The sequence below is a fragment of the Jeotgalibacillus soli genome (genome assembly GCF_000829435.1).
GTDB lineage: Bacteria > Bacillota > Bacilli > Bacillales > Jeotgalibacillaceae > Jeotgalibacillus > Jeotgalibacillus soli.
The window spans coordinates 380,631-407,613 of sequence record NZ_JXRP01000019.1 but is presented as its reverse complement, the minus strand read 5'-3'; the positions used below and the strand labels follow the sequence as shown (position 1 = coordinate 407,613).

Sequence of the window (26,983 nt, the reverse complement as noted above, 5' to 3'; positions counted from 1 at the left end):
GAAAAACGGCACCATTTAAAAGGAGGGATCTCATGGAAGACCGTATTGTATCAGGTGAATCAGAAAATATGGATGAGCAATCCCTTGAGCAGTCCCTTCGACCTCAAACCCTCAAATCTTATATTGGCCAAGATCAGGTAAAAAATAATCTGGAAATCTTTATTGAAGCGGCGCTGAAAAGAAAAGAAACATTGGATCACGTATTGCTTTACGGTCCACCCGGTCTTGGGAAGACAACTCTTGCTGCAGTTATTGCAAATGAGATGGGAGTAAACATGCGGACTACTTCAGGCCCTGCAATTGAAAGACCTGGTGATCTGGCGGCTATATTATCTGGATTAGAGCCAGGAGATGTATTATTCATTGATGAAATTCATCGTCTTCCGCGTGCGATAGAAGAGGTGCTTTATCCTGCGATGGAAGATTTTTGCTTAGATATAGTTATCGGAAAAGGTCCAAGTGCCAGATCCGTTCGGCTGGACCTGCCTCCTTTTACATTGGTAGGTGCGACGACCAGAGCAGGAGCAATATCGGCACCGCTCCGTGACCGTTTTGGTGTATTAAGCCGCCTTGAATACTATCAGGAGCATCATCTAGTCGAAATCATCAAAAGAACAGCACAAATTTTTAATACTGAAATTGATGCTGCAGGTGCTTGTGAAATTGCAAGACGCTCTCGAGGAACACCTCGAATTGCCAATCGTCTTCTGCGACGCGTTCGGGATTATGTGCAGGTAAGGGCGGACGGAGAGATTTCCTTCTCTTTAGCACAGGAGTCGCTTGAACTATTACAGGTTGACCAGCTTGGACTTGATCATATTGACCATAAGCTCTTACTGGGCATAATTGAACGATTTAGAGGCGGTCCTGTTGGACTTGATACGATTGCTGCAAGTATAGGTGAGGAGTCCTCAACAATTGAAGATGTATATGAACCATATTTGCTGCAAATTGGTTTTCTGCAGCGTACACCGAGGGGAAGAGTGGTAACCGATCTAGTGTATCATCACTTTCAGTTGGAGGTGCCAAATAATTGACCAGTTTACCAAAAACGTTAATGATCATAGGAGCGGTTATCCTGATCATTGGCTTTGTGATGCAGTTTGTTAAATTGGGCAAGCTGCCTGGGGATATTGTAGTGAAAAGAGAAAATATGACGGTTTATTTTCCAATCGTGACATCGATTGTCGTTAGTCTTATTTTAACGGGTATCTTTTTTGTGATTGGACGTTTTCGATAGTTGTAATCGAATTATAAAGAAAGAATAAGGGTGAATGCAGTGAAGATAGAGGATTTTGATTTTTATTTACCTGATGAACTGATTGCACAGGTTCCTTTAGAGGACCGAACGTCAAGCAGGCTGATGATTGTGGACAAGCATACAGGAGCTGTGTCACACCAGTCTTTCATTGAAATAATCGACTATTTAAATGATGGAGACTGCCTCGTTCTAAACGACACAAAAGTTCTGCCTGCTCGTTTAATTGGGCAGAAAGAGGATACAGGTGCGACCATTGAGCTGCTTCTTTTGAAGCAGCGTGAAGGAGATCAATGGGAAACACTTGTAAAGCCTGCGAAACGTTTAAAGGTTGGCACAGTGATCAGCTTCGGTGATGGTCGTTTAAAGGCAACCTGTAAATCCATTGGAGAGCAGGGAGCCAGGGTAGTGGAGTTTTCATATGAGGGCATTTTCTATGAGCTGTTAGACCAGCTTGGAGATATGCCACTTCCGCCTTACATTAAAGAGAAACTTGATGATCGAGATCGTTATCAAACAGTATTTGCAAAAGAGCGTGGTTCAGCAGCAGCTCCGACAGCAGGTCTTCATTTTACGGAGGAGCTGCTCGAACGCATTCACGCCAAAGGAGTAAGAATTGCTTTTGTCACTCTCCATGTTGGGCTAGGAACGTTTCGCCCTGTATCCGTGAACTCTATTGAAGATCATGATATGCACAGTGAATACTATCAGATGTCAAAAGAGACAGCCGAACTATTAAATAATACAAAAGCTCAAGGCGGGCGAATCATCACTGTTGGGACAACCTCTACACGTACACTTGAAACGATCGCTACCGAGAATGGACATTTTGCAGAAGCAAACGGGTGGACAAGTATATTTATTTATCCAGGATATACATTTAAAGCTGTTGACGCTTTAATTACGAATTTTCATCTGCCGAAGTCAACACTGATTATGCTGGTTAGTGCACTGGCAGGAAGAGAAGCCACACTTTCCGCTTATCGGGAAGCTGTGGAAAAAAACTATCGCTTTTTCAGCTTTGGCGATGCCATGCTGATCAAATAGAAGGGAGACTCTATCGTGAGCGCAATTCGATATGAGCATATTAAATCATGTAAACAAACCGGTGCGAGACTTGGAATTGTCCATACACCGCACGGTTCATTTGAAACGCCTACTTTTATGCCTGTAGGAACGATGGCAACGGTTAAAACAATGTCACCTGAAGATCTAAAAGAACTGGAAGCAGGAATCATTTTAAGTAATACGTATCACCTTTGGCTTCGTCCAGGACATGACATTATAAAAGAAGCAGGCGGTTTGCATAAATTTATGAATTGGGATCGACCAATCCTGACTGATTCAGGTGGTTTTCAAGTATTTTCGTTAAGTAAATTCCGACGAATTGAAGAAGAGGGTGTTTATTTCCGTAATCACATTAATGGAGATAAGCTGTTCTTAAGTCCGGAAAAAGCAATGGAAATTCAAAACGCACTCGGATCAGATATTATGATGGCATTTGATGAGTGTCCACCATACCCAGCGGAAGAAAAATACATGAGAGATTCTGTGGAACGCACAACACGTTGGGCAGAACGCTGTATTGCCGCACATGCCCGCCCGCATGATCAAGGCTTGTTTGGCATTGTTCAGGGCGGTGAATATGAAGCGCTGAGAAAACAAAGTGCACAGGATTTAGTGGCTATGGACTTCCCAGGCTATGCGGTGGGAGGCCTTTCAGTAGGAGAACCTAAGGACGTAATGAATCGCGTTCTTGAATTTACTACACCTTGGCTGCCTGCAGATAAGCCACGTTACTTAATGGGTGTTGGATCTCCAGATTCACTCATTGATGGTGCGATCAGAGGAATCGATATGTTTGATTGCGTACTTCCAACCCGTATAGCAAGAAACGGGACGTTAATGACAAGTGAAGGAAGACTTGTTGTGAAAAATGCAGCGTATGCAAGGGATTTTGGACCTCTTGATCCGAATTGTGACTGTTATGTGTGTAAAAATTATAGTCGTGCGTATATTCGCCATTTAATAAAATGTGAAGAAACGTTCGGAATTAGACTTACTACTTATCATAATCTTCATTTTCTGATAAACTTAATGGGGCAAGTCCGACAAGCGATCAAAGAAGATCGTCTTGGAGATTTCCGGGAAGAGTTTTTTGAACAATACGGTTTTAACCAGCCGAATGCAAAAAACTTTTAATAGATGGAACGGCAGGAAGGAGGAAATAGAACAATATGGAAACGTTAGTTACTTTACTACCACTTATTTTGATGTTCGGATTGATGTACTTATTTTTAATTCGTCCACAGCAAAAGCGTCAAAAGAAAGTAGTAGAAATGCAAACAGGTTTGGCAAAAGGTGATAAAGTTGTAACGATTGGTGGCCTTCACGGCATTATCGATGGCATTGACGAAGGTAAGGTCATTTTGAAATGTGGCGACGGAACTCGTCTAACATTTGACCGTAACGCAGTGCGTGAAGTTTTAGAAAAATCACTTTAATAAAAACAAAGGGATAATCATTTATGATTATCCCTTTTTCTCTTTTTGTCCGCCAAATAAATTAATGCCGACAATTCCCCCAACCATACTGATAAAGAGGATCAGTACGCCCCTCAGCCAAGAAGAAAGCCAGATATCTATTCCCTGTTCTTTTGATAGCAGCAATGAGACACTAAAAAAAGTGAGGCCAATAACTAATCCCACGATTAATCCCTTTCTTTTTGATACAGCCCCTCCTACCATTCCGCCGATTAACAAAATGATAAATGTCACTCCTTCAAGCCAGTGAGCCATATCGAGTTCCTTGATGGGGGTAAGAGACAGGATCGTTGCAGCAGCAAAAGAAGTGACCAAAACCGTCATCATGATGATCAACAATCCAAATGCAATTCCTTTTCCAACTTGATACCAAGCAGACATCGTACTCCTCCTTTTTTAGCCAAGGCACTGTTTTCTCAACGGGTAATCAATCACTAGAAAGGTCATACTACTTTAGAAAACGGTGAAGAAAGGAATGAATGAATTGCTAGACATTTATCTTGTCACTGGGTTTAGGACATTGGTACTTTATGGGATCATTTTGCTTATATTTCGCTTAATGGGAAAGCGGGAAGTCGGTGAATTAAGCTTACTTGATCTTATCGTCTTTATGATGATTGCTGAGGTCGCTGTCTTTGCGATAGAAGACCCCTATATGAAGATGTTTGATGCCATCTACCCAATGATGCTATTGATGGGGGTGCAGGTTTTTTTGTCTTTTATTTCCCTTAAATACAAACCATTTCGTGATTTAGTTGATGGTACCCCCTCTGTATTAATTCGTCATGGTGAAATCATCAAAAAGGAAATGAAACGAAATCGTTATAATATTGATGATTTAATGCAGCAGCTTCGAGAAAAAAATATTTTTGATTTGCAGGAAATTGATTTTGCCATCCTTGAGCCCTCAGGGATTTTAACAGTATTAAAAAAGGGAAGGAGAGAAGGTGAACTCTCACTGCCTCTCATTATGGATGGTGAAATTCAGTATGACCATTTAGCAAGAATTCAAAAGGATGAGCCGTGGCTTAGAAAAGAATTGTTGAATCAAGGATACCCGAATCCTGAAAAGCTTTTTTTCTGCTCGTTTGAAGATGGTAAATGGTACATAAGCGGCTCAACCAAGTCGTCATGACCTTGTCCGCCACTTAGAAGCAAATGCCCAGTCTTCACGTTTTATTACCTGACAAATACGTCCTAGAATGACGTAGCTTATTATAAGAACCACTATGGAGATTAATGGGTTTTGCCACTCTTCTGGAAGTAATGAAGGAAAAAGAGTGGTGTGTATAAAATAGGTACATACCATAATAATGATCACAGCCATATATTGTATAAAAGGAATCTTGATGGGTACGAGTTTTAACATCGTGAAAAAATGTAACAATGTCACGACAACTAACCCGATCATGATGCCAATGGCAGCTCCCGTAATCCCATACCCAGGCTGCAACATGAAAAAGGTCATGGCAGCAAGCTTTACTACAGCGCCAATAATGCTATTGATCATGGCGGCACCAGCGGCTTCATAAGCTTGGAGAACGGCGTGAAGCGGACCTTGATAATAATAAAAGAGAAAGAGTAACGCCATAAATTGCAGCAGGTTTGTCCCTTTTGTAGAGTGATACAATAACTCCAGCAGTACAGAGGCATGTGAAAATAGCAAAATAGAAAAAAGTCCGCCTGTTACGAGAGATATCCTCAACGCTTGCTGTATTCGATGCTCGACTGTGGTAAATTGTTTTTTTGCCTTTGCTTCACTGATTGCAGGGACGAGAGCTGTGCTTAATGATACGGTAATAAAAGAGGGAAGCAACAAGATTGGCAGTACAAATCCGGTTAACACCCCATATTCCTTTGTTGCCATGACGGCTGTAAAACCAACAATTGTTAAGCATTTCATGACGACAATTGGTTCCAGAAACCATGCAATGGAACCGACCATTCTGCTGCCAGTGGATGGAAGGGCTATACTCAGCAGCAGCTTGGCTGTGTGACTAAAACTTGGGAGCTCTCCTGTCGAGAGACTCTTTCGTTTTGCTTTTCTTTTTGAATGGTTAAAGTGAAAATATAAATAACCGAGAGATAGCAGTTCTCCAGCAATTGATGCAAGCATGGCTCCTGCTGCTGCGAATTCAATCCCCATTGGCAGCAGCATACCTACGAATGCATATAAGAGTACAAGCCTGACTAGCTGTTCAATAATTTGTCCGACGGCTGTAACGCCCATTTGCTGCCTTCCTTGAAAATAGCCTCTTAATACAGCAGACAATGCGGCAATGGGAACGATCGGTAAAATGGCAATGAACGGCCAGAAGGTGCGTTCATCTGCGAAAAGAGTACTGGTCAAATAAGGGGCAAGCCCATACATTATAGGTGTGAAAATCACAGCGAGAGACCCTGTAATTAACAGTGAAACAGTAAGTATACGCTGAACAAATTTTTCGTCTTTTTTGGCTGTAGCTTCTGATACATACTTTGCGATGGCAATCGGCAGACCTAGCTGGGTGATGGTGATAACGAGCATTAATGTGGGAAATGTCATCATATAGAGGCCTACACCCTCTTCACCGACAAGTCTTGCTAGCACCATTCGGTGGACGAAGCCAAGAACCTTTGTGATCATTGCCGCTATAATGAGGATCAATGTTCCTTTAATAAATGCAGACATTTGACTCTCCACCTTCTCAAATCTAACTTTATTCGGTACAATTAACCATATGCATGATATTGGCAAGCCTATGACGAAAATATTAGGCTTACCTGCCGTAGGGGGAAAATGATGAATAAGAATATGTCGTTGAATGAGGCTTTGCGGGAGGTAGGTCCTGCACTTGAAAGTAAAGAGCAAGAGCTTCTTCTTCTGGGCTATGACACGGTGACAATGAATGAATTATGGGATTATTTAGTCAGTAAGAAATGGAAAAAAAGAACAGGCGATTTTTTGTTGCATGAAATGGTAAGTGATATTTTATCTATTAAGCCGGGAGATTTTATGAACTATACAACACAAAAAGAATATAAAACTTCTTCCATGTCACTTGATTTGAATGATGAAGAGCTTCAATTACTGTTGCATGGTCAACTGAACGACAAAAAAAATTCAAATGAATGAAATCCCTGTGCAAGTAACTCGTTGACACTTATTTCTAACTGATTCATAATGAATTTGGAATTAAACGCTTTTCCAAAAATCATTCATTATCTACAAAATGCTTCTAAGTTTCCAAGGAGGATATATACATAATGGTAAAACGTAGTCGGTTAGTCACCTTTTTTCTATTGCTTATTTTAATCGGTGGCGCCACGGGGCTCACGACTCAAACAATACTGGGTAATATTAAGCTCGGTCTAGATCTTCAAGGTGGCTTTGAAGTCTTATATCAAGTAAAACCAGCTGAAGAAGGTCAGGAAATCACACCATCGGTTGTAGCTGATACTGCTGAAGCGCTGGACCGGCGTGTAAACGTTCTTGGTGTAAGTGAACCAATTATTCAAGTGGAGAATGGAGATCGCATACGCGTCCAGCTAGCTGGTGTAGAGGATCAAAATCAGGCACGTGAGATTTTATCAACCGAAGCCAATCTGACGTTTCGGGACGTGGATGATAATAGCAAATTGAGCGGTTCTGATCTGGTAGAAGGAGGAGCCAGCCAGACGTTTGATAGTAACAACCGTCCTATTGTTCAGCTTGAGCTTCAAGATGCAGGACAGTTTGGTAAAGTAACCCAAGAAATCATATCAAAAGGGCGTCCTGACAACCGTCTTGTCATATGGCTGGATTATGAAGAAGGGGACTCTTATCGTGAAGAAATGCTAAAAGAAAACCCTAAATACATTTCAGCTCCGGAAGTGACACAAGTATTAAATACAAATACTGCAACCATTACGGGTTCGTTTACAATTGAAGAAGCACAAAATTTAGCCAACTTATTAAATGCAGGTGCTCTTCCTGTTGAGCTTGAAGAGGTGTATTCGACTTCTGTAGGTGCATCTTTTGGGTTAACGGCGATGGATCAGACCGTTTTCGCTGGAATTATTGGAAGTGCACTTGTCTTCTTGTTTATGATTCTGGTTTATCGTTTCCCAGGTATTATTGCGGTCCTAACGCTTTCGGTTTATGTTTACCTTGTTCTTCTAGTATTTGATTGGTTAAATGGCGTCCTTACGCTGCCTGGGATTGCGGCGATTATTCTCGGTGTAGGGATGGCGATTGATGCCAACATTATTACGTACGAACGGATTAAAGAGGAATTGAAGGTAGGGAAAACAGTACGTGAAGCGTATAAAGAAGGAAGTCGTTCATCTTTATGGACAATTTTTGATGCAAATATTACCACCATGCTTGTTGGGGTCGTTTTATTTGCCTTTGGTACAAGCTCTGTTAAAGGCTTTGCCACAACGCTGCTTATCAGTATTGCGGTAAGTTTCATCACAGCGGTTTATGGCACACGATTGTTTATGAATCTATGGGTGTACAGTGGGTTCTTAGATAATAAACCAGGCTGGTTTGGCGTCAAAACTTCTCAAATCAATAAATCGGCAGATCAAATGGATACGCTTGAATTACCTACAAGGTTTGATCGTTTTGATTTTGTTAGAAGCCGCAAGAAATTCTTTATCCTGTCTACGGCGTTAATAGTAGCCGGTTTAAGTATTATAATGATTTTCCGTTTGAACCTAGGGATTGATTTTACAAGTGGTTCTCGAATGGAAGTAGTGATGGATACATCGATCACTGAAGAGCAAATACAGGAAGATCTTCAAGCTGTTGGTCTATCCTCAAACAATATTGTGATTTCTGGTGATAATCAGCAGATTGGTGTGGCTCGTTTCACGGAAGCGCTTGATCAAGGTGAGGTTGCTGGGTTACAGGCCTATTTCCAAGAAGAATATGGGACAGAACCAACCATTTCGACTGTAGATCCAATCATTGGTGAAGAGCTTGCCAAAAATGCATTGTATGCTCTGGCGATTGCATCCCTTGGGATCATCTTATATGTAACAATTCGTTTTGAAATATATATGGCCTTAACAGCCGTTTTGGCTCTATTACACGATGCGTTTTTCATCGTTGCAGTATTTAGTATACTAAGGCTTGAGGTAGACATTACGTTTATTGCTGCTGTACTGACCATCATCGGATATTCGATTAATGATACAATCGTTACTTTTGACCGTATACGTGAAAATCTTAGAAAACTACGTAAAATCGAGACAAGTGAACAAATTGCGACAATTGTTAATAAGTCACTTCGTCAAACACTTGGCCGTTCCGTTAATACAGTGATAACGGTAGTGTTCGTAGTAGTTGCCATGATCTTATTCGGTGCAACTTCTATTTTGAATTTCTCAATCGCTTTATTGATCGGGTTAATCGCAGGTACGTATTCTTCCATCTTCATTGCAGCTCAGCTTTGGTATGTGTTGAAAAAACGCGAGTTGAAGAAAAAAGGCACGCTTATAACGTATAAAGAAAAGAAAGAATGGACGGACGAACCCGTTGTGTAATTTAATTGTTTTTCTATTGCCAGCAAGCTAAGATTTCAGCTGCTGGCTTTTTTATATATGAAAGCTATGTTAAAGATATTTGCCGTTTTTGACACGATGTTGATTGAATGTAGGGCGTGAGACTTCCTCGTTAAAAGTGAGTCAAAGGGAGACCTCACTGGCGTGTCATGAGCCGAGGAGCGTCGGACAGCCGGCGGAAAGCGAACACCTGTAGCGGAAATCAACAGGCAGGATTAAAAGAGCGAAAAATAAATGAAGGATTACAGCTATTACGTAAAGGGTACTAAAAAAGAAACTGCTTTTTATGGGTAATTAGAAGGAGGTATCTATTATGAAGTATCAATGGACATTGATTGTCGGTATTATTTTTACACTTATTGTGACAATTTTTGCAGTGATTAATGTTGATGCAGTAACGGTTAACTTTGGATTTGCTGCACCGGAGCTTCCGCTTATTATTGTTATAGTAGGCTCAGTATTAATGGGAGGCTTAATTGTTGGTTCGGTCGGTCTTTTTAGACTATTTGTTACTCAGCGTAAGGTGAAGAAACTGGAGCAGGAAAATGAAAGCTTGAATCATCAGCTTGCTGAGATGAAAAAAACATCGTCTAGCACAATAAATATAGAGAATAATAAACCGAATAAAACTGCTCCTGAACCATTACAGAAGGAAGCTAATATAGAATAGAAAAGCGATGGAGATTTTTTCATCGCTTTTCTTTTTGACTGCTATAAGCTTCATTGAAAGCAGTAGCATGCTCATGTATAATGAGAATCGCTAAAGAGGTGAGAGGATGTTACAGCCAAAAACACGCTGGATGGTTAAACCATCGGATGAACAGAAGATACAAAACTTGATAGCAGGTTTGCAAATTCCAAAGATTGTAGCAACCCTGTTAGTTCAGAGAGGAATGGATCAAATTGATTCTGCCCGTTCTTTCTTACAGATAGAAAATGAAGATTTTCACGATCCTTTTTTATTGCTGGATATGGACAAAGCGGTTCATCGAATCAAACAAGCAATTGAAAATGAGGAAATGATTTTAGTATATGGAGATTATGACGCGGATGGAGTAACAAGTACCTCGGTCATACTAAGTACCCTGCAGCGTTTGGGGGCAAATGTTGAATTTTATATACCGAATCGCTTTACAGAGGGGTATGGACCAAACGAGGAAGCATTTCGTTTTGCAGTCGAGCAAGGAACGTCACTAATTATCACCGTAGATAACGGAATCTCAAGTATTCATGAAGCAGCTGTGATGAGAGAGCTTGGCGTTGATCTTATTGTGACAGATCATCATGAACCTGGTCCTGAGCTGCCTGATGCATTCGCAATCATTCATCCTAATCATCCAAATGGAGATTATCCTTTTCGGGAGCTTGCTGGTGTAGGGGTTGCGTTTAAGCTTGCCCATGCACTTCTTGGGAAAGCGCCTTTGGATTTGCTAGATTTAGTAGCCATTGGTACGATCGCAGATCTCGTTCCATTGCAAGGAGAAAATCGCCTTTTAGTCAAAAAAGGGCTTAAGGTACTAAGACAAACAACTCGTACAGGAATACACGCGCTTTGCAAGATTGCTGGTTCCGCTGTAGCGGAGCTCGATGAAGAAGGGGTAGGCTTTGTACTGGGTCCGCGTATTAATGCAGTAGGGCGGTTATCTGACGCCGACCCCGCAGTGGAATTAATGATGACAGCAGACCCAGAGGAAGCAGAAGCGCTTGCGATTGAAATCGATGCGATGAATAAAGAACGTCAAGCGATCGTTAGCAGTATCACTGAAGAGGCGATTGCAAAGGTCGAGTCGACTTTCTCTCCGAATGAAAACCGTGTATTGGTTTTAGTCAAGGAAGGCTGGAATCCAGGGGTTGTAGGAATCGTTGCTTCTAGACTTGTGGACCGATATTATCGTCCTGTCATTATCCTTTGTTCTGATCCGATAACAGGAAAAACAAAGGGTTCTGCGAGAAGTATTGCTGGTTTTAATATGTTTGAAGAATTATCCGAATGCAGGGATATCCTGCCTCATTTCGGAGGTCATCCAATGGCTGCAGGGATGACGCTATTAACAGAGGATGTTGATGAGTTGCGGAACCGGTTGAATGAACAAGCATTAAAAATGTCTCCAGAGGACTTCATACCTGTTACGAATGTAGACACAGTCACAATGTTAGAAGATGTTGATTTGGATGCTATTATTCAGGTTCAGATGCTTGCACCTTTTGGAATGAAGAACCCTAAGCCTAAGGTTGTGATTGAAGAAGCATCCATTGCTTCAATCCGTAAAATAGGTGCGAATCAGAACCATCTAAAGATTACGCTGGAACAAAACCAGTTTACTCTGGATGGAATCGGTTTTCACCTAGGAGAGATTGCTGATCATTTATCACCAATCGCGCGCGTTGACGTCCTAGGAGAACTTTCAGTCAATGAATGGAATAACACAAGAAAACCACAGCTCTTTATTAAAGACATTAAGGTGAAACATTGGCAATTATTTGATGTGCGGGGAATACGGCAGCCAAAAAGATGGCTGGCATCTTTACCTCCTCAAAAAGAATTTATTGCTTTTCATACATCAACGATGGAGTATTTTGAACAGGAAACGGCACCTGACCGTATTCTTTTTATTGAAAATGCAGAGCAGGCAAAGAAACATTCCATCGAAAACAAGAATATCGTCCTGCTTGATTTACCTAATGATGTTGAGGCGCTGACATCATTACTATCTAAAGAGCAGCCAAACCGAATATATGCTCATTTTTACCAACAGGATCCACAATTCTTCACGACGATTCCAACCAGAGAGCATTTCGGGTGGTACTATGGATTTTTGTTAAAAAGAAGCGAATTTGATCTTCGGAAAAATGGAGATGCATTAGCAAATCATAAAGGATGGACACGAGAGACAATAAATTTTATGTCGAAGGTGTTTTTTGAACTTGAGTTTGTTAGAATAAAGGATGGAGTGATTATCATGAACGAGTCTGTTCAAAAACGTGATCTCTCTCATTCTCCCGCTTACCAGGCAAAACAGAAATTGTCTGAAATGGAGCAGGATTTGCTATATTCGTCATTTCAGCAGCTGAAGACTTGGTTCGATCAGCATGCGAAATGGTCGAAGCGACTTGAGGAGGAAAAGGTATGGATTTAAAGCAATATGTAACCATCGTAGAAAACTGGCCTAAAGAAGGAATTCGTTTTAAAGACATCACAACGCTTATGGATAACGGAGAAGCTTATCGATATGCAACCGATCAGATTGTAAGCTACGCGCAAGATAAAGATATTGATCTTATCGTTGGACCAGAAGCTCGGGGCTTTATCATTGGATGCCCAGTAGCATATGCACTTGGAGTAGGCTTTGCGCCTGTTCGTAAAGATGGAAAGCTTCCTCGTGAAACGGTTAAAGTCGATTACGGCTTAGAATACGGCAAGGACGTATTGACGATTCACCGTGATGCCATCAAGCCTGGTCAGCGTGTACTTATTACAGACGATCTTCTTGCTACGGGTGGAACGATCGAAGCGACAATTAAGCTAGTGGAAGAACTAGGAGGTATTGTAGCTGGTATTGCATTCTTAATTGAGCTTACTTATTTAGATGGCCGTGAAAAACTAGATGGTTATGATGTGCTTACATTAATGCAATATTAATATAAAATCGAGAGTCCCATGAGCAGGGACTCTCTTTCTAGTTTTACCCCACCATGACATTCCTCGCTATTCTCCGCAAGAATTCGTGGTTTTTTTATGAAATACTGCACAATGACTTTACATACGGACTATTTTTTTTAATAATAGATACAATACACATTAGAATATATTTCAGATGATAAAGGTGATAAATCGTATGGCGAATGATCGAGTGCTTACCGCCGAAGAAGTGTTCGGGATCACAGCAAGCTACATGAATAGCAAACAAGTGGATTTGGTGAAGAGAGCCTTTGACTTCGCTGCTGAAGCCCATAAGGAACAATTTCGAAAATCTGGTGAGCCCTATATTATCCACCCGATACAGGTGGCGGGTATTCTGGCAAATCTGCAAATGGACCCTTCGACAGTAGCGGCGGGGTTTCTCCATGATGTGGTGGAAGATACCGACTGCACATTTAAAGATTTAGCAGGATTATTCAATGAAGAGGTTGCCATGCTGGTAGATGGTGTGACTAAGCTTGGTAAAATTAAGTATAAATCAAAAGAAGAGCAGCAGGCGGAAAATCACCGCAAAATGTTTATCGCGATGGCGCAGGACATTCGCGTGATCTTAATTAAGCTTGCTGACCGACTGCATAATATGCGTACGCTCAAGCATATGCCAGTGGAAAAGCAGATTCGCATCTCAAATGAAACACTTGAAATTTTTGCTCCTCTCGCTCATCGACTAGGTATTTCCACCATCAAATGGGAATTAGAAGATACAGCATTACGCTATTTAAATCCTCAACAATACTACCGCATCGTCAACCTCATGAAGAAAAAGAGAAACGAGCGTGAGCAGTATGTTGAAGCCGTTATCAATGAAATTAATGAACGGGTAAATGAAGTAAAGATTGAAGCGGATATATATGGCCGCCCAAAGCATATCTACAGTATCTATAAAAAAATGGCCATACAAAATAAGCAATTTAATGAAATTTATGATTTACTTGCTGTTCGGGTCATTGTGGATAGTATTAAAGACTGTTATGCTGTGCTCGGCATTATTCATACTTGCTGGAAGCCAATGCCAGGAAGATTTAAAGATTATATTGCGATGCCAAAGCCAAATATGTATCAATCCCTTCATACGACTGTCATAGGACCAAAAGGTGATCCATTGGAGGTCCAAATTCGTACAACTGACATGCATCGGATTGCTGAATATGGGGTTGCAGCACATTGGGCATATAAAGAAGGAAAGCTTGTCAATGAAGATAACAAAGCTTCCGTTGAAAAAAAACTCACTTGGTTTAGAGAAATTTTAGAATTCCAACAGGATTCTTCAGATGCGGAAGAATTTATGGAGTCTCTTAAATTTGATCTATTTTCTGATATGGTTTATGTCTTTACGCCTAAAGGTGATGTAATGGAGCTGCCAGCTGGCTCTGTACCGATTGACTTTGCGTATAGAGTACATTCTGAAATTGGCAATAAAACAATTGGTGCGAAAGTTAATGGGAAAATGGTACCGTTGGATGCGACGTTAAATACAGGTGATATCATTGAAATTATGACCTCAAAGCATTCATACGGGCCAAGCCAGGACTGGTTAAAAATCGCGCAAACCTCTCAGGCAAAGCATAAAATAAAGCAATTTTTCAAAAAACAGCGGCGGGATGAAAACATCGATAAGGGAAAAGAAATGGTAGAGCGTGAAATAAAAGCGCTGGATTTTAACCTAAAGGATGTATTAACCGCTGAAAATATAAAGCGTGTATCAGAAAAGTTCAATTTTACTAACGTGGATGATATGTATTCTGCTGTAGGGTACGGCGGTATTACAGCTGTTCAAATTGCAAACAGACTAACGGAAAAGCTTAGAAAGCTGCGTGATGAAGAAGATACGATGCAAAGAGCGGTATCTGAGATTAAGCCTCCGCCGCGTAAAAAGAGAGAGGCTGGTGTGACAGTAAAAGGAATTGATAATTTACTTGTCCGTCTTTCTAAATGCTGCAGTCCAGTGCCGGGTGATGAGATTATCGGTTTTATTACACGAGGCAGAGGAGTTTCTGTGCATCGTACAGATTGTCCGAACATTCAGGATGACTCTTCGGAAGCGCGATTAATTCCGGTTGAATGGGAAGGTACTGCACAAGATCGTAAGGAATATAACGTAGACATAGAAATTTCTGGTTATGACCGCAGAGGATTATTGAATGAAGTGCTGCAAGCGGTGAATGAAACGAAAACGAATATTTCCGCAGTGAGCGGTCGAACAGACCGTAATAAAATGGCGACGATTAATATGTCGATCATGATTCAAAACGTAAACCACCTTCAGAAAGTGGTGGATCGAATTAAACAAATCTCAGATATATACTCGGTGCAGCGAGTAATGAACTAGCTATAGGGGGACATTTTCTTGCGAGTTGTTGTGCAAAGAAGTAAACAAGCATCCGTAACGGTGAATGGAGAAATAACAGGACAAATTCAATACGGTGTGGTTCTTCTTGTAGGTGTTACACATGAAGATGGTGAAGAAGAAGCAAAGTATGTAGCAGATAAAATTGCAAACCTTCGAATTTTTGAAGACGAGGAAGGAAAAATGAATCATTCTCTTCTCGATCAAAAGGGACAAGTGTTATCGATCTCACAATTCACGCTATACGGGGATACTCGAAAAGGCAGAAGGCCGAATTTTATGGAAGCTGCAAGGCCAGAAGTTGCTGAACCACTTTATGATCGATTCAATCAGCTGCTTCTAGAAAAGGGAATTGATGTTCAAACAGGTGTGTTTGGTGCGATGATGGATGTTTCTTTAATCAATGATGGACCGGTTACGCTCATAATTGAAAAATAAAGAATCATAACAAAAGGGTCTGGCAGCTGGTAGCCAGACCCTTTTGTCTATTGTGTAAAGTACTCAACCAGTCCGTTATAGATCCCGGTAGTCGCTGATTCTCTAAATCGATCATTTGCAATGGCCGCTTCTTCTGAAGGGTTGCTAATGTATCCTAATTCAAGTAGTATAGCTGGCACAGCGTTATCACGAATAACTAAGTAATCACCAAATTGAACCCCGCGATCGCGTATGGTTAATTGATTTTCCAAGCCTTCGTGAACAGACTCAGCTAATGGCTGATCCCCTTCCCCGTAAAAGTAGGTTGTGAATCCTCGAATATTTCGGTCATCAATCGCGTCGTAATGAAGACTGACAAAAGCGTCTGCATCGTGTAGCTGGGAAAGAAATACACGGCTGTGCAAATCGATATAACGATCATCCTGCCTCGTCATGATGACATTAGCGCCTGTATTTGCAAGTTTGTGATAAAGAATTTCAGCCGTTCGAAGGGTGAGTATCTTTTCTAAAGTGCCGCTTGCGCCAATTGCTCCACTATCCCGGCCACCGTGACCCGCATCAATAACAATGGTTGCATCAGCAATGGATTGGATGACCGTTTCATCTTGTTCCGTTTCATCATTTTCTATTTCCTCTGGTAATCTCTCGTCATTTGGTGATACGATCCAGTTTGCAATAAATCCCGTGGAGCCATCAGCTAATTCAATCTCAAACCAATCTCCCTGTTGATTGATAACTGCATACTGCTCCCCGGCTTGACCACGAGCTGTTACTTTTGACTCTACATTTGGCGTTGCACGAATATTGGAGCCATTATACAAAATCGTCACCGTTTCATTGGATTCAATCGCTTGATCGGATGTTGAATCACTCTCCGTTGCTGCGGCGGTCGTTTGTTCAACAAACCAACTGGCGATCCATCCTTTTTTTCCTGAATCCCATTCAATCTCATACCAGTCCCCATTAACTTGATTGATTTTATATGTATCTCCTTTTGCTAATGTACCAATTACATTGCTTAATTGAGATGGTTCATCCCTTACATTTAATGAATCAACCAAGATAACCACGTTTGATCCTTCAAGTGATGATACTGGTGAGGATGAGGCAGCTGTTTCTTCAGAAGAGGTTGACTGCCGCTGTACATAGGAAGAGCTTACCCATCCTTTTAGACCATTTCCTTCAACAAGCAGCCAGCCATATTGCTCATCTTCTATCGTAACTGTGTCTCCCTGATTTAAAGAACCAATTACTTGTCCTTCCGAAGAGAAATCCGACCGAACATTTAAACGGTCGACGGATACAGTTCCTCTTGATACATCAGCTGTTTCATCTGAATTGCGCTGTTCTGTACTTGTTAATCCTTCCAGATAATCCCCATTTACCCATCCGCTGTTTCCGCTATCAAGCGAAATTTCAACCCATTCACCTGATCGGGCGAGCACATTCACATTCGTGTTTGCACTTAATAATCCAATCACTTCATGGTCGATGCCAGGTCCAGTACGAACTCGCAGTTCATTGACAGAGACGGTGGCAAGCGTTGAATCTTGTGAAGCAGCTGTTTCGTTGCTTGATGTTACTTCTTCTTGAACAACAAGCCATTCTGCAACCCATCCACTTTGGCCATTTGAGTCCGTTAATTTGAGCCAGCCATATTCATTATCTACAATATCATATGTATCACCGTTATTGGCAGTAGCTACAGTAGGGAATGAAAGTCCAGGACCCTCTCTCATATTAACGACATCGGCTGCAATGGTAGCCATTGGACCTTCGGCATTCGTTATCATCGTTGGTGCTCCAAAGGATGAGAATATTAATAGTAAAATAGTTATTTTAACAATATACGATCGCATAATGATCCCCTCACTATATAAATATGTATAGTCTTATCATAATACCTGACCATGAGAACGTCACCCTCAAAATCTATTTTTTAATGAAATCGAATTGTCCTTGACATTCGCCTGTGTCATTCGTATGATTGATTACATCATAAAAAACAGCAAATCATTCCGATGATGGGGAACAGTAAATAAGATTCGCATGGATAGAGAGAATCCACCTTAGGCTGAAAGTGGATTTACATGACGGCTTTTTGAAAGAACACCCCGTAGGTTCGACTCTGAAAAGTGATTCACTTAGTAGGAATTGACGTATGCAGGCGTTAACTGCCTCGAGTGGAAGCTTTTTAGCTTCAATTAGGGTGGCACCACGGGATCAAACTCCCGTCCCTTGTTTTAGGACAAGGGACGGGAGTTTTTATTTGTACATTTTTAGGAGGTAATAAGCATGTCCATCAATATTCCACGAGGTACCCAAGATATCCTTCCTGGGACTGTAGAAAAATGGCAGTATGTTGAACAGGTTGCAAGAGAAATTTGTAATCAATATCAATACAAGGAAATTCGCACACCGATTTTTGAGCATACAGAGCTTTTTGAAAGAGGCGTTGGCGATACAACAGATATCGTTCAAAAGGAAATGTACACATTTACAGATCGAGGAGAACGTAGTCTCACCCTAAGACCTGAAGGCACGGCAGCGGTTGTCCGTTCTTATGTTCAACATAAAATGTTCGGTTATCCGGATCAGCCAACAAAGCTGTTTTACCAAGGTCCGATGTTTCGCTACGAGCGCCCTCAAGCAGGTCGCTTCAGACAGTTTGTGCAGTTCGGTGTAGAAGCCATTGGCAGTGAGGACCCTGCTGTTGATGCGGAAGTTATTTCATTGGCGATGGAGCTTTATAAGAGACTTGGTCTTAAAGAATTCAAGCTCGTATTAAACAGTTTGGGAGATGCGGCAAGCAGGGCCAGTCACAAGGAAGCCCTTGTCTCACACTTTGAGCCGAGAATCGAAGAGTTTTGCTCAGATTGTCAAACTCGCTTGAAAAAAAATCCGCTTCGAATATTGGATTGTAAAAAAGATCGTGACCATGAGCTAATTAAAACAGCTCCATCACTTAAAGATTATTTAAATGAAGAATCAACGGCCTATTTTGAAAAGCTTCAGCACTACTTAACAACGATGGGGATTGACTATGAATTAGACCCAAATCTCGTTCGCGGGCTTGATTACTACAATCATACAGCCTTTGAGATTATGAGCAGTGCAGATGGTTTTGGAGCGATTACTACACTATGCGGCGGAGGTCGTTATAACGGTTTAGTTGAAGAAATTGGCGGACCAAGTTCACCAGGAATTGGCTTTGCTTTAAGTATTGAACGTCTGCTTGCAGCGTTAGAGGCAGAAAGCATTGAACTGCCTGTAACAAGCGTTCTTGATTGCTATTTCATTTCTATGGGTGAAAAAGCGAAGGAGCATTTCGTAAAACTAACCTATCAAGCAAGACAGCAAGGTCTAAAGGTGGAAATGGATTACAAGAGTCGGAAAATGAAAGCACAGCTTAAATCAGCAGATCGTCTGCAAGCGAAATATGTTGCCATCCTGGGTGAAGATGAGCTGGCAGAAGGAATAATACTTGTAAAAAAAATGGAAAGCGGCAATCAGGAAAAAATTGAGCTTGATCATGTAATTGATTATTTGAAGAAGCAATAAGGAGGAAATGTTATGTTTGGTCGTACATTTTATTGTGGTGAAGTACCAGAATCAGCAATTGGAGAAATTGTAACATTAAAAGGATGGGTACAAAAAAGACGTGACCTTGGCGGATTGATTTTTATCGATCTTCGTGACAGAACAGGGCTCGTACAGATCGTGTTTAACCCGGAAACTTCTGTAGATGCGCTTCGAGAAGCGGAAAAAATTCGCAGTGAATATGTTTTGAGCATCGAAGGAAAGGTGGAAGCGAGAGAAACAGGTACGATCAACCCGAATGTTGCTACTGGAACAATCGAAGTATACGTAAATGCAGTAACGGTCGTAAGTGAAGCAAAAACCCCGCCGTTTGCAATCGAGGATAACACAGAAGTGTCTGAGGACGTTCGATTGAAATATCGATATTTAGATCTTAGACGTCCTGTCATGATTGACACATTTAAAATGCGCCATAACGTGACGAAATCGATCCGCAGCTTCCTGGACAACGAACGTTTTATTGAAGTAGAAACGCCAATGCTGACAAAAAGCACACCTGAAGGAGCACGTGATTATTTGGTGCCAAGCCGTGTTCATGAGGGAGAGTTCTACGCGCTTCCACAGTCTCCTCAATTATTTAAGCAAATGCTGATGGTAGGAGGATTTGATCGATACTATCAAATCGCTCGGTGCTTTCGTGATGAGGATCTTCGTGCTGACCGTCAGCCGGAATTCACACAGATTGATATTGAAACAAGCTTTATGAGCCAAGAAGACATCATGGGTATGAACGAGCGTATGATGGCGAAGATGATGAAGGACGTAAAAGGAATCGAGATTGAACTGCCGTTTCCTCGTATAACATATGCTGATGCGATAGGGCGCTATGGATCAGATAAGCCTGATACTCGTTTTGATATGAAACTGGTGGACATATCCTCGATAGTATCCGAATCAGGTTTTAAAGTGTTCAGCGGCGCTGTTCAAAGTGGAGGACAAGTTAAGCTGATTAATATCAAGCAAGCGGCCGAGAAATATTCACGCAAAGATATTGATGCACTAGGAGAATTTGCTTCTAGATATGGTGCAAAAGGATTAGCTTGGCTTAAAATTACTGCAGAAGGCATTAATGGACCAATTGTAAAATTCTTCAACGAAAAGGAGCGGGCTGAGCTTACAAAAGCTGCCAATGCTGAACCAGGAGACTTGCTTCTATTTGTAGCTGACAAGAAATCTGTCGTGGCAGATGCATTAGGTGCTTTGCGCAATAAGCTTGGAAAAGATCTTGGACTGATTGATGAATCACTATTTAACTTCCTGTGGGTAACAGATTGGCCGTTGCTGGAATATGCAGAAGAGGATGGCCGCTATTATGCTGCCCATCATCCATTTACAATGCCGGTACGTGAAGACCTAGAGCTATTAGACACTCATCCTGAGAAGGTTCGTGCGCAAGCATATGATATCGTGCTGAATGGCTATGAACTTGGTGGAGGCTCACTGCGTATTTTCGAACGTGACATTCAGGAAAAAATGTTTAGCGTTTTAGGCTTTTCACAAGAAGAGGCACAAAGTCAATTTGGATTCCTCTTAGAAGCATTTGAATACGGAACACCTCCTCATGGTGGAATAGCACTTGGTCTAGACCGTTTAGTCATGCTGCTTGCGGGGCGTACAAACCTTCGTGACACCATTGCATTCCCAAAAACGGCAAGCGCAAGCGACGTCTTGACGGATGCACCTAGTGAAGTAAGTCAGGCACAGCTAGCAGATTTAAATATATCGCTGAATCTTCAGAATAATTCATAAATTAATGATGATACCTAATTGATCTTTTGAATTAGTTGTGTTATTATTTATTCACAAGGCAAGTCCTGATGTGTACGTTTTCTAATCAATTAGTTTTGACCGAACAATTCTATTTAAGGGAGCCTGCGTTTTCCTGCATCGTGCATGCCTTTTGCGAGGACGCATCAATCAAGAAACAGGGCACCCACCTGCTGAGAGCGGGTTCAAAACGATAGATGTACACCGAGACGGCATAATTGGGATTTGCCACTCATACTTAACTTTTAAAGACTGACACTTCCATGTCAGTCTTTTTTGTATGAAGCGCACTCAAGCACTTTCTGTATAGAGTTTCGGTCCTTAGATCAGGAATGATTTAAAACATAAAAAGTACCATTAGGTTGATTAAGGCAAGAATCCTTAGTTTCAATTGTGTAGGGTGATGATTGACTCGGCCTTCTCGGCGCTGTTAGAAGTCGACCTTTTACACACACTTTAAAGTTGCTTGAGTTTGTTCGAAAAGTACCCTTAAAATCAGCGTTTCCTTCTATTGTAAGCTGACCGCTTTGTATAAAAACATCTGAAAATGCAGTAAAGTTCCCTCCAACATAAATTGAACTGTTGCTATACATTGTTAGATCTTCAAATTCGGCATTGTGACCAATGATGATTTGCGCGTTATTTTGAAGAGTGACAGACTCTTCGGCAAAAAGAGAATGTCCGATATTTAAGCGAGTGTTGGAAAATAAATCAATATCCCCGTCAAATCGAGCACTTCCACCTGTTGTGATCGAAGCTTCATTATCCATTCTCAAATGATCTTCAATATACAAATTCTGACCAATATTTAGTGCTGAAGATGATTTTAAGTGTACTTTCTCTTCCATTCGAGCGTTTTCTCCTGAAACTATTTTCCCGCTGTTCTCAAGCGTTACATCACCTTCAGTATAAAGAATCTGATCGGTATGAATTTCAGAAAATACCGTAATATCCTTTTCTAATAATAAGCTTCCTCTTATAACGGAAGATACCGGACAGCTTGTTCCCCAGTTTGGTGCAAATATTTCTTGATCACTCATTGTGTTCCCTTCATAAGAACATTGGTTGCGTCTGAAGTCAACCTCTTGATAGCCTTGCGTTGGGAATACAATCTGTTCAAATTCTTCTATACGATCAAAAGAAATAAAGGACCCTTTACCATTGTCAGCAGGCGCTTTTACTGTTATCACTCGATTGTCGTTGTCATATCGTTGGATGACCGTTTCAAGCTCGAATGGATTGTCATTTTCGTCGTTTAAGGTAAAATAAACGGAAAGGGGTACTTTCGGCTTTACGGTTTGACATTGATTCGCTTTGTTGATCTGAAAATAGTCCTCTTCTGTTGTTGTTCCTTCAATCGTAACTTGTTCGAAAAAGATATCTTTCCGAGCAAGCTGTCTTCCATTAATCGTTAACTGATGATCGTTAAAGCATAAATTATATTCTTCTTTTTTATGTGTATTTCTCAACTCGGTAATGACAAGATTTGCTTCTTGGCGAAGATCTAGATGGGACTGTGAAATGTCCTGATGTTTAAATGAGGTAATAAATACATTGGTTACTAAAATGACGACTACCCCTGAAATGGCTAATGCAGCAAGCAGTTCAACAAGTGTCAATGCATATTGATTACGTATAATTTTTTGTTTCATATGAATCACCATGTCCCGGTAGTTTAGATAAATGAAGGTGAAAAAATGGTTAATTTCTGTAAGGAACGTGCCAATTCAAATGGTTTTACGCTAACGGAATTGTTAGTGACCATTGTGTTAATTAGTATCGTCATCATTGGTTTTATTAGTTTTTTCTCTCAATCCGTTTTGTTTTCTACAAAAGTTGAAACGGTTATGACTGCTTCAAATAAGGCAGATAAAATTGCGCATGATATAAAAGCAAGTGACCAAGTGCAAAGCTGGATAGATGCTCATCAGGTTCGTACTTGTTCAGATGTACATAATATAGATCTTCCTGCCCGCCTGATAGATGGATCGATTGAAGGGGAGTATGGTTATTATTTGTCGATTAATGATGAACGTTATTACCCTAACATTACCATATGTCGGCACCAAGAGGAAATGGAGCTGTCTCTATTTCTCCTTCATATAGAAGTTTATAAGGAAGCGGATGGGGAAATGGAGTTTTTAACTGAACTCTTTGATTATATAGAAGTTGATGAATGAAATATATATGGATAAAGAGGGGATCGGATCAGTAATGAAAGCCTTAAGAAATGAACAGGGGTATACGCTGGTCCTTGTACTTGCAATGATTGTGGTGATTACAATTCTCGCTCTTCCACTAATGAGTCAGACCATTAGTAACGCTAGCCAAACGAAATTAACAGAAAATCAAATTCAGCTTGATAAAATGGTAGACATGGGCTCCGTCTATTTTATGAAGGATGTTGAACGAGTCGTGAAGGAACTAGAGGCAGAAGCATCAGCGGATCGAAATCATGGGGGCGTGACCGTGCAGGAGCTTATGAATAGACTTCCCTCAGACTACACCGTTGAGATGGAGAATGTTCAAAAAATATTTCAGTTTCAAGTAGGATATACGGATATTAATAAGATTGAGGGCGGTATTTCTATTGACTATCGTGTGGTTGGAGAAGTAGATGGTGTGGTTGAAGAAAATGTGGATGTTGTAATAATTGAGATTAATAACGATGGTGAGCAGAGCGGACCTGGCGGAGGTCAAGAATATGACAATCCAGCAGAAGGAAGAGGAAATGGATGCAGGCAATTTAACAGTTCAAGCGCTGTTGGAATCTACGGGAATAGAGAGTGTATTCTTCAAGGTAATTATTATATTGACCAAGCTGTGAATCTTAGGGGATCTTCTGTTCTATGTATTAACGGAACGGTTCATTTTACAGAAGAAGTATCGCTGAGAGGGAGATCCAGAATTTATATAAATGGCCAAGCTGTTTTTGATCAAGAACCTGATGTTCAAGGGAATAATACTGGAGTTTTATACGGAGTAGCTTGTCCTCGATGATTCATACAAGTGAATCGTGTATTGATTTTATAATAAGAATACGCTATTCTTATGCAGTTACAATTGATCATTCTAGAATTTGGAGTTGGTTACAATGCTTCATCAGTTTTCAAGAAATGAGCTTGCTATAGGTAAAGAAGGTATTGAATTGTTAAAGGGAAAAACGGTTGCTGTTCTCGGTGTTGGCGGTGTCGGTTCTTTTGCTGCTGAAGCACTTGCACGAAGCGGTGTTGGCCGTTTGCTCCTTGTAGATAAAGATGATGTTGACATTACAAATGTAAATCGCCAAATCATTGCACTTCTTTCAACGGTCGGTCAACCTAAAGCTGATTTAATGAAGGAGAGAATAGCGGATATTAATCCGGACTGTGAAGCGATTCCAGTTAAAATGTTTTATACAACAGAAACGTATGAGACGTTTTTTAGTTATAAACCTGACTTTGTGGTAGATGCTTCTGACACGATCTCCTTTAAAATACATTTAATTAAAGAATGTTTAATGCGTGAAATACCTATTATTTCCAGCATGGGAGCCGCAAATAAAATGGATCCTACCCGTTTTCAAATTCAGGATATTTCCAAAACACATACCGATCCAATTGCAAAAGTAATTCGCAAAGAGTTGAGAAAAGCAGGGATTCATAAAGGAGTGCCTGTTATTTTTTCTGATGAAAAGCCAATTGTTATTCGAGAAGATATACGTAAAACGGTTGGAAATGATCAGGCACAGATCCGCAAAGCCAAAATGCCGCCATCTTCAAACGCTTTTGTTCCATCAGTAGCAGGACTTTTTGCCGCAAGCTATGTGATTAATACCATATTAAAAGATATTATGATACAACGAGTTGAATAAAAAAAGAAGCTGATCCTTAAAATGGATTGGCTTTTTTGTTTCCGTATATTGTTATTTATTTGCGTTAGTGTATCATGCAGAAGGAGTAATGATTCTTCGTGAAAGCGTTTTTTGGCTTGTTAAAAAAAGACTGGCAGCTGGCTTTTGGACCATTAAAATACTGGATGGCTGGCATGTTCATTCTATTAACGGCCGTAGTTGGTTTTGATCTTTACTTTCAGATTAGAGTGTTTGAAATATTGATATATGCGTCAGTAATTTTTCATCTAGTCGCGATACCTGCTTGGGGAATTCAATTGGTTGAGATGAAGAAAAAAGGTGATTTGTGGCTTCGCTCTGCTCAGCTAGACTGGAAACTTTTATTGGCAAAGTTTGATGCATCGCTCGTTGGATTTTGTTCCCTCGTATTAGTCCACTTTTTTGCTGTCCTAGGTGCATTAATGTCAAATGACTTTATTCCTGGTATTGGCTCATTAAGAGGGTATTTCATTTTTGTCCTCTTTACGATGATTATTTATTCCCTTTCCTTTTTAGCTATACAATTTTGTTTTCTGGCATGGACTATTTACCGGTGGATGGGTCAGCATCATTGGTTAAAAATGTTCCGCTGGGTGACAATTATTTGAATGTTTAACATTTATTTATCGATGGATTTTCTTCTTGAGATCACATCCCTCTTTTCATCCATTTACCATGCGAAGGCTTTCGATATAACCATCGCGACTCGATTCTCAATGTCGGAGAAAACAGGAACTCAATATTTTTATGATACCGAAACACTTTCGAGTTTTGGTTTCCTGATGGAAATCATCGTTTTTTGTACTGCATTTATTGTTGCGGCAAAAATGATTGATCGTCGATTGGAGGCGTCATAATGACGAATGAATTTCACGCTTCAACGCCTATTTATCTTCAAATTGCGATAAGGGTTCAGCAGCAAATAGCTAAACATGAGTGGAAGCCCGGGGATCAATTACCATCAGTAAGAGAAATGGCAATTCAATCTAGTGAGAATCCAAATGCAATTCAACGCTCCTATCAGGAGTTGGAACGTATGGGAGTAGTAGAGACGAGAAGGGGACAGGGAACCTTTATTGTGCAGGATTTCCTGCTTCCAAGCAAAATGAAAGAGGAGCTTCAGAAAGAAATAATCGACCAATTCATTAATCAAATGAAGGCGATAGATTCCAGTGATGAAGAAATTTTAGCTTAAATAAAAGAAAAGTTAAGCAAAAGGGGTAAGTTGATGTTGACGCTTCAAGCTGTTACGTAACGATAAGGAAAAATGCTTGCATTGGATTCAGTCGACATAAAATTAGAGCTAGGTAAAGTATATGGTCTATTGGGTTCTAATGGAAACGAGAAATCCACCTTGTTAAAAATGGTGGCTGGTCTTGTTCGGCCTACGGAAGGAACTGTGCTGCTTGATGGTGATAGTGTTTCAAGATTAAAGGATGACCGAATCGCATACTTAAGTGGATTGGATCATTTAAATGCACTATTTACGATACAAGAATAGATCAATTATTATGTTAGTCAATTTCAGGACTTTAATATTGAACGTGCTCTTGAGATTGGAAAGTTTCTTGGACTAGATCGAAATGCGAAAATTTCAGATTTATCTAAAGGAAATCGAGCAAGAGTGAAACTTTTACTTACATTATCTCGTACAACTAGTGTAATCCTTCTAGGTGATCCATTTTCTGGTTTGGATCCGATGGTAAGAGAATCAATTGTTCAGGGTCTTCTTTGCTATTTGGTCTTTTCAAACCAAATCATTATGATCTCGACACACGAGTTGGACGAAATTGAAGAGTTCGTGGGTGAAGCAATTCTTATTCAAGATGGAAGAAATACAGACCAGATCAACGTAGAAACCTTGCGGGAGGAACAAGGTCTCACTATGCTTCAATGGCTAGAACAGAATGCCGTGAAAGGGGACGAGTAA

27 protein-coding genes, 1 other RNA gene and 1 other annotated feature are annotated in these 26,983 nt (G+C 40.6%); of the genes, 24 read left to right on the top strand and 4 right to left on the bottom strand.

Translation table 11 applies throughout. The annotated features are described in order from the left end of the window. Window positions 1-32 precede the first annotated feature (32 nt). The 5 genes from ruvB to yajC are packed head-to-tail and all read left to right on the top strand — an operon-like array spanning window position 33 to window position 3,762. Entirely contained in the window at window positions 33-1,037 is a 1,005-nt protein-coding gene (gene ruvB, locus KP78_RS16250; protein ID WP_041090414.1) for a Holliday junction branch migration DNA helicase RuvB, read from the top strand. Beyond that, window positions 1,034-1,240 (top strand): DUF2905 domain-containing protein, encoded by a 207-nt coding sequence (locus KP78_RS16245; protein ID WP_041090412.1) that lies wholly within the window; start codon window positions 1,034-1,036, stop codon window positions 1,238-1,240. The genes ruvB and KP78_RS16245 overlap by 4 nt, the downstream gene beginning before the upstream one ends. Window positions 1,241-1,279: 39 nt before the next feature. Beyond that, entirely contained in the window at window positions 1,280-2,305 is a 1,026-nt protein-coding gene (queA, locus tag KP78_RS16240) for a tRNA preQ1(34) S-adenosylmethionine ribosyltransferase-isomerase QueA (RefSeq protein ID WP_041090411.1), read from the top strand. A gap of 15 nt (window positions 2,306-2,320) precedes the next feature. Beyond that, a complete protein-coding gene (tgt, locus tag KP78_RS16235; RefSeq protein WP_041090410.1) occupies window positions 2,321-3,460 on the top strand; it encodes a tRNA guanosine(34) transglycosylase Tgt in 1,140 nt (379 codons plus the stop codon). A gap of 35 nt (window positions 3,461-3,495) precedes the next feature. Beyond that, window positions 3,496-3,762: a preprotein translocase subunit YajC gene (gene yajC / locus KP78_RS16230; RefSeq protein WP_041090409.1), complete on the top strand. Its 267-nt coding sequence runs from the start codon at window positions 3,496-3,498 to the stop codon at window positions 3,760-3,762. Between the two features lie 27 nt (window positions 3,763-3,789). On the opposite strand, the gene KP78_RS16225 is transcribed toward yajC, so the two are convergent. Beyond that, window positions 3,790-4,182, bottom strand: coding sequence for a TIGR04086 family membrane protein (locus KP78_RS16225; protein WP_041090407.1), 393 nt, complete (start codon window positions 4,180-4,182; stop codon window positions 3,790-3,792). Between the two features lie 94 nt (window positions 4,183-4,276). Here KP78_RS16225 and KP78_RS16220 point away from each other — a divergent pair, with 94 nt between their 5' ends. Beyond that, complete coding sequence (locus KP78_RS16220; RefSeq protein WP_052474888.1) at window positions 4,277-4,936, top strand: DUF421 domain-containing protein; 660 nt, start codon at window positions 4,277-4,279, stop codon at window positions 4,934-4,936. Here the strand turns inward: KP78_RS16220 and spoVB are convergent. Then, window positions 4,931-6,472 carry a stage V sporulation protein B gene (gene spoVB / locus KP78_RS16215; protein ID WP_041090406.1) on the bottom strand — a complete coding sequence of 514 codons (1,542 nt, stop codon included), beginning with the start codon at window positions 6,470-6,472 and terminating at the stop codon, window positions 4,931-4,933. The genes KP78_RS16220 and spoVB overlap by 6 nt on opposite strands. Before the next feature lie 111 nt (window positions 6,473-6,583). Here spoVB and KP78_RS16210 point away from each other — a divergent pair, with 111 nt between their 5' ends. From KP78_RS16210 to dtd, 7 genes are all read left to right on the top strand, one after another. Beyond that, the gene (locus KP78_RS16210) at window positions 6,584-6,916 is read left to right on the top strand and encodes a post-transcriptional regulator (RefSeq protein ID WP_052474887.1); all 333 of its coding nucleotides are present in this window, start codon (window positions 6,584-6,586) and stop codon (window positions 6,914-6,916) included. A gap of 131 nt (window positions 6,917-7,047) precedes the next feature. Next, complete coding sequence (gene secDF / locus KP78_RS16205; RefSeq protein WP_041090405.1) at window positions 7,048-9,312, top strand: protein translocase subunit SecDF; 2,265 nt, start codon at window positions 7,048-7,050, stop codon at window positions 9,310-9,312. Window positions 9,313-9,643: 331 nt separating this feature from the next. Beyond that, window positions 9,644-10,000: a LapA family protein gene (locus KP78_RS16200; protein WP_041090404.1), complete on the top strand. Its 357-nt coding sequence runs from the start codon at window positions 9,644-9,646 to the stop codon at window positions 9,998-10,000. A 106-nt stretch (window positions 10,001-10,106) separates the two neighbouring features. Beyond that, window positions 10,107-12,467 (top strand): single-stranded-DNA-specific exonuclease RecJ, encoded by a 2,361-nt coding sequence (recJ, locus tag KP78_RS16195; protein ID WP_041090403.1) that lies wholly within the window; start codon window positions 10,107-10,109, stop codon window positions 12,465-12,467. Next, window positions 12,458-12,970 carry an adenine phosphoribosyltransferase gene (locus KP78_RS16190; RefSeq protein WP_041090402.1) on the top strand — a complete coding sequence of 171 codons (513 nt, stop codon included), beginning with the start codon at window positions 12,458-12,460 and terminating at the stop codon, window positions 12,968-12,970. Before recJ ends, KP78_RS16190 begins: the two co-directional genes overlap by 10 nt. Window positions 12,971-13,223: 253 nt before the next feature. Then, on the top strand, window positions 13,224-15,359 hold the full coding sequence (locus tag KP78_RS16185) for a RelA/SpoT family protein (protein ID WP_422723718.1): 2,136 nt from the start codon (window positions 13,224-13,226) through the stop codon (window positions 15,357-15,359). An 18-nt stretch (window positions 15,360-15,377) separates the two neighbouring features. Continuing rightward, the gene (dtd, locus tag KP78_RS16180) at window positions 15,378-15,815 is read left to right on the top strand and encodes a D-aminoacyl-tRNA deacylase (RefSeq protein WP_041090400.1); all 438 of its coding nucleotides are present in this window, start codon (window positions 15,378-15,380) and stop codon (window positions 15,813-15,815) included. Window positions 15,816-15,862: 47 nt separating this feature from the next. Here the strand turns inward: dtd and KP78_RS16175 are convergent, their stop codons facing one another. Next, window positions 15,863-17,608, bottom strand: coding sequence for an N-acetylmuramoyl-L-alanine amidase family protein (locus KP78_RS16175; protein WP_052474886.1), 1,746 nt, complete (start codon window positions 17,606-17,608; stop codon window positions 15,863-15,865). Between the two features lie 219 nt (window positions 17,609-17,827). Beyond that, window positions 17,828-18,057: a binding site (T-box leader), on the top strand. Between the two features lie 53 nt (window positions 18,058-18,110). Here KP78_RS16175 and hisS point away from each other — a divergent pair. The 3 genes from hisS (at window position 18,111) to ssrS (ending at window position 21,411) form a co-directional block, all read left to right on the top strand. Next, window positions 18,111-19,376 carry a histidine--tRNA ligase gene (gene hisS, locus KP78_RS16170; protein ID WP_041090399.1) on the top strand — a complete coding sequence of 422 codons (1,266 nt, stop codon included), beginning with the start codon at window positions 18,111-18,113 and terminating at the stop codon, window positions 19,374-19,376. A gap of 12 nt (window positions 19,377-19,388) precedes the next feature. Then, window positions 19,389-21,164 (top strand): aspartate--tRNA ligase, encoded by a 1,776-nt coding sequence (gene aspS / locus KP78_RS16165; protein WP_041090398.1) that lies wholly within the window; start codon window positions 19,389-19,391, stop codon window positions 21,162-21,164. A gap of 59 nt (window positions 21,165-21,223) precedes the next feature. Further along, window positions 21,224-21,411, top strand: a non-coding RNA gene (gene ssrS / locus KP78_RS19440) — 6S RNA. Window positions 21,412-21,508: 97 nt separating this feature from the next. Here the strand turns inward: ssrS and KP78_RS16160 are convergent. Further along, window positions 21,509-22,834 (bottom strand): PulJ/GspJ family protein, encoded by a 1,326-nt coding sequence (locus tag KP78_RS16160; RefSeq protein ID WP_041090397.1) that lies wholly within the window; start codon window positions 22,832-22,834, stop codon window positions 21,509-21,511. Window positions 22,835-22,879: 45 nt separating this feature from the next. On the opposite strand from KP78_RS16160, the gene KP78_RS16155 reads away from it, so the two are divergent. From KP78_RS16155 to KP78_RS18775, 8 genes are all read left to right on the top strand, one after another. Then, window positions 22,880-23,362: a type IV pilus modification PilV family protein gene (locus KP78_RS16155; RefSeq protein WP_041090396.1), complete on the top strand. Its 483-nt coding sequence runs from the start codon at window positions 22,880-22,882 to the stop codon at window positions 23,360-23,362. After that, the gene (locus tag KP78_RS16150) at window positions 23,355-24,182 is read left to right on the top strand and encodes a type II secretion system protein (protein ID WP_041090395.1); all 828 of its coding nucleotides are present in this window, start codon (window positions 23,355-23,357) and stop codon (window positions 24,180-24,182) included. The genes KP78_RS16155 and KP78_RS16150 overlap by 8 nt, the downstream gene beginning before the upstream one ends. A 94-nt stretch (window positions 24,183-24,276) precedes the next feature. Continuing rightward, a complete protein-coding gene (locus KP78_RS16145; RefSeq protein WP_041090394.1) occupies window positions 24,277-25,035 on the top strand; it encodes a tRNA threonylcarbamoyladenosine dehydratase in 759 nt (252 codons plus the stop codon). Window positions 25,036-25,133: 98 nt separating this feature from the next. After that, window positions 25,134-25,661 carry a hypothetical protein gene (locus tag KP78_RS16140; RefSeq protein ID WP_041090392.1) on the top strand — a complete coding sequence of 176 codons (528 nt, stop codon included), beginning with the start codon at window positions 25,134-25,136 and terminating at the stop codon, window positions 25,659-25,661. Further along, window positions 25,662-25,910, top strand: a complete 249-nt coding sequence (locus KP78_RS16135) for a hypothetical protein (RefSeq protein ID WP_041090390.1) — start codon at window positions 25,662-25,664, stop codon at window positions 25,908-25,910. It begins immediately after the preceding gene. Next, window positions 25,910-26,248 carry a GntR family transcriptional regulator gene (locus KP78_RS16130; RefSeq protein WP_041090388.1) on the top strand — a complete coding sequence of 113 codons (339 nt, stop codon included), beginning with the start codon at window positions 25,910-25,912 and terminating at the stop codon, window positions 26,246-26,248. The genes KP78_RS16135 and KP78_RS16130 overlap by 1 nt, the downstream gene beginning before the upstream one ends. A 72-nt stretch (window positions 26,249-26,320) precedes the next feature. Next, window positions 26,321-26,554: an ATP-binding cassette domain-containing protein gene (locus KP78_RS18780; RefSeq protein WP_052474885.1), complete on the top strand. Its 234-nt coding sequence runs from the start codon at window positions 26,321-26,323 to the stop codon at window positions 26,552-26,554. A gap of 123 nt (window positions 26,555-26,677) precedes the next feature. Next, on the top strand, window positions 26,678-26,983 hold the full coding sequence (locus KP78_RS18775) for a P-loop NTPase family protein (RefSeq protein ID WP_052474884.1): 306 nt from the start codon (window positions 26,678-26,680) through the stop codon (window positions 26,981-26,983).